2 protein-coding genes and 1 pseudogene are annotated in these 3,686 nt (G+C 52.0%); all 3 read right to left on the bottom strand.

The features are described from left to right. Positions 1 to 245 (bottom strand): annotated as a pseudogene (locus MKK69_RS29275) (IS630 family transposase); the annotation flags it as partial. A 465-nt stretch (positions 246 to 710) separates the two neighbouring features. Beyond that, positions 711 to 1,550: a class I SAM-dependent methyltransferase gene (locus tag MKK69_RS29270; RefSeq protein ID WP_243973679.1), complete on the bottom strand. Its 840-nt coding sequence runs from the start codon at positions 1,548 to 1,550 to the stop codon at positions 711 to 713. 55 nt (positions 1,551 to 1,605) lie between these two features. Further along, complete coding sequence (locus MKK69_RS29265; protein ID WP_243973678.1) at positions 1,606 to 2,691, bottom strand: hypothetical protein; 1,086 nt, start codon at positions 2,689 to 2,691, stop codon at positions 1,606 to 1,608. Between the last annotated feature and the right edge of the window lie 995 nt (positions 2,692 to 3,686).

Here is a 3,686-nt window from a genome sequence, read left to right as displayed (position 1 = left end):
AAGAGCACGTGCCGGGCCTGGGAGGTGGAACGGACAAGCTCGGCCGGGGCGTGGATGACCGAGAGGCCGCCGCCGCGGTGCGTGGGGTTGGGCGCGACGTGACCTTCCCGGGCGAACCGGGCCGACCATCGGCTCGCACTCCACCCGGTCACATCAAACCGGGCCGCCGCTCGATGGAAAGACGGGCCCTCGGTCACGGCCGCTACAACGCGCTCGCGCAGATCGACTGAGACAGGTGATGGCATTGCCGACTCCTTAACCGGTTAACGCGGCAACCCCGGCTCCGTCGCAACGCCTCCGGGAACAGCTCTAGTCCGCTTCCGAGTAGACCCGCCGCAAAAGCGGACTGCCTCTTACCGACCCAAGCCATACACCGGGACCGCTTGTTGCGCTTCACCAAAGCGATCGCTTGTCAGCCGTCTAGCAACTTCGGCTGGGGGGCTTTCAGACGGTTCGCCTTCGGGGGGCGGATAGATCGGAGCGGACACAACCGCCGGGACCGTTCACGACCCAACTCAGCCGTCCGGATACCCGCGGGCGCTTCCACAAAGCGGACGTTCGTCCGATTTTTAACAATTTCGCCGCGGATGTAAGCTGTGTAGAACCGCTACGTTTTCGATTACCTCTGCATAACAGCTAAAAGGCCGAGCTCAACTTTTGTTATAGCCCTTCAAGATTATAAAGACGAGTCATGCATCACAATTCACTATTCATTTTTCTTCAAAAACTATCTCTGCGCGCCACGTCGGCTTTGTCGTGATAATATTGAAATCTGAACATCTGCTTTCATATAGATTTACGGTGTTGATAGACTGCCAAACCACTACACCATCGTCGGTGTCGGAATGGTGGTTAAGTTCGTCGGGATCACATGGGACCTGTTCTGCATACCAACGTTTAAAGTAAATTGATTGATCGACTAAATCGCCGTTTACGGGGTTCTCAAATATTACAAAAATGCTACTTCCGGCGATGGCTAGCTGTTCCAACTTACAAATAAGGATCCCAATTGTTGCCCGACCGAATGAATGATACATGAAAACTACAATTTTTCCGCCTTTCAATTGAGTCGTAGTTACATCGGCTCGATCGATGCTGATTTTGGCTCTGCCAGGGAATAAATCTGATATTTTCTGAACGTTCTTCTCCGCGATGGCGCACAGTTCGCCTGATATTTCAATGCCGATTAATTTGTAGAATGGAAATTCTGATGCGGTTATTAATGCGCGACCCATGCCGCAACCAAGATCATAGAAGGTAAATTGAGCAGTATCCGGGAGTGAACGAAGAGCTATTCTTACGCAACTGGGTTGACAACCTGCATAATGATTGTTCTCTCGAAGGCCAATTTTAAATATATTCAGCCCCGGGTCGGTTAGAAAGTTCGGGACAAAACCGCTTGTTTGAATACCATAAATTAAATCGATTGGATGAGTATGGCGCCGAGCCTGAGTTAATGCTCGATGCAGCATAAAATTCCTTCCAACCGCATTGCGCGTAAAAACTATTGTCGTAATTGTGCGCAGCAAGGACAAATAGTGAATTAACATATTAAAATTCCGATCATAACCTACAAAAATAAGCAGCTTTGCCCGGCAAGCCTGTTCAAGCGGCGCTTTTCTTATGTAGACGGCTCAACTGAGACACTTTTCCGCGGGGATGTAGGAGGCTGTATGCGCCGCGAATTATCTTTCCAGGTATGCCTTCAGGAGTTGCGAGGTAATCACCGCAAATTTGAGGCTCGCATACCCTGCTCCAAATGGGCGTTGTCCCAGCTAAAAAAACAACTCCTTCCATTCCGTTATCGATTTCGTGTTGCAAAAAGAAGTGTCTCATTGCCATAGACATAGATGAATTATTTAAATTTTCGTGATTGAGCTGCCATTCGACAATACAAGTTTTGCCTTGTCTCCAGCCCGATATATAGCTAACCCACGCCCCCGTTTTATCAGTCAGCCCCATAGAAAACGAGCCAGGCTGTTTCTCGATCGCGCTTTGACGTCTCAAAGCCTTTTCCAGTTTTTCAAATCTGGCCGCTACGGCCTGCAACCGTTCCACGGCCGCTGTGGCTTGAATTGAGGTGAGCGAAGCATGAAACACACATCCGAAATCCTCCTCGGCGCGCCTTTTATAGTATCGAAAATTCTTCCGCATTTTCTGGCTGAAGCGAGAGGTCAATCCACTCATCCCTCCCGCCAAAGGCAGAGAGCTTCTCATTTCGCGAAATTGCCAATTTTTAGAAGGGGTTGCGTTAGCTTGGCGTCCCGCTGTCTCGTCAATTGTGGCGGGCGGTATCAGCAGTGAGACAATAATCGTGTGAGAGAATCTATTCTTTATTAGAGCTGCTGTGCCATATTCGATAATAGACATGTAATTGTTTGAATTTCCAATGACGCACCCCCTACCACAAAGGTAGCCACCTCTGAATGTACCTATTGGAAATCGTCCGAATTTAGTGCCGTGAAGCAGAAGTGCTCCGAAAGGGATGCGATTGGAGTGCAGTAAAATCACTACCGGAAGAGTATTCCATCGGTCCGAAAGCGCTAGAAACCAAGCCATCGATACGGTCATATCATAACTTTGACCACAGGAATGGCGTAATTTTTCGACTATACTTGAAACAGATTCGATAGCTCTTTTGCCTAAAAAAATACCAACCTGAAATTTACTACAACTGCTCGATGAGATCATGAGGCGGACCTCTTGGATTTTCGCACTTTTGACGGTTCCGGCATATAAAATTTTTTCATGTTAGTATAGCTGTGCATGTACGCTTACTGATAAAGTAGGAGGGGGTAGGCTGACGCCGAGAAGAGCAGCCCTAAAATCGACTTGGTGTCCGGAAAGCTGGCTAAAAAGATGCATAAGCCAGCCGATAAGGCGAGGTCGAACATCGACACGGCGCGGAAGCCTGCGAAGCGAGCGGTCCTGTTTCGGCGCTTTGAATTGTATGTGAATGCAGCAGCACATTTTGAGGAACAACTGCCTCTCGCGTGACGATTAGCGCCTGAGCTTGACGGTTAGTACCATCCGAAACGGGTCGTGATATAGCGGATTGGGAACGTCCGCCTCCTTGGGGTCTTGCTCAGAAGCAGACCGTCACAAAGCCACCCCCAGCCGAAGTTGCGAGACGACTGACAAGCGACCGTTTTGGAGAAGCGCAACAAGCGATCCCGGTGTCTGGCGTGGGTCGTGAACGGTCCCGGCGGTTGTGTCCGCTCCGATCTATCCGCCACCCGAAGGCGGACCGTCTGAAAGCCACCCAACCCGGACGTTGGCCTCTACCTCAACAGCCAGGAATCGGACCTTCCGAAGGTCGCCAATGGGGCGACACCGGACCCGGAGCATGGGTCCCATCCGACGGATTGCGGCGACTAGCTCGCGCGGGTCGCGAACGCCGCATCGATTGATCGTGGCGGAAGTTGCCCCAAGCCCAGATCATCCGATGCGGCGGAAAGCCGTGCGCCCGCCAGGAGCGGCCGGATGGGGGAGCAGGAGGAAACGGAATGCCCAACCACATGTTCGACGAGAGGCCGGGCCCGGCCGCTCACCCGCGCGCCGGGCCTCCCTCATCCAGATCTACGAAAGGGACCGCCATGGCCAACATCACCGCCGCGATGGTGAAGGAGCTCCGGGAGAAGACCGGCGCCGGCATGATGGACTGCAAGGGTGCGCTCAACGAGACG

Source organism: Methylobacterium sp. J-026 (assembly GCF_022829585.1).
In the GTDB taxonomy this organism is placed as follows: Bacteria; Pseudomonadota; Alphaproteobacteria; order Rhizobiales; family Beijerinckiaceae; genus Methylobacterium.
Note: the sequence above shows the minus strand (reverse complement) of the source record. Positions and strands in the feature narration are given on the sequence as shown.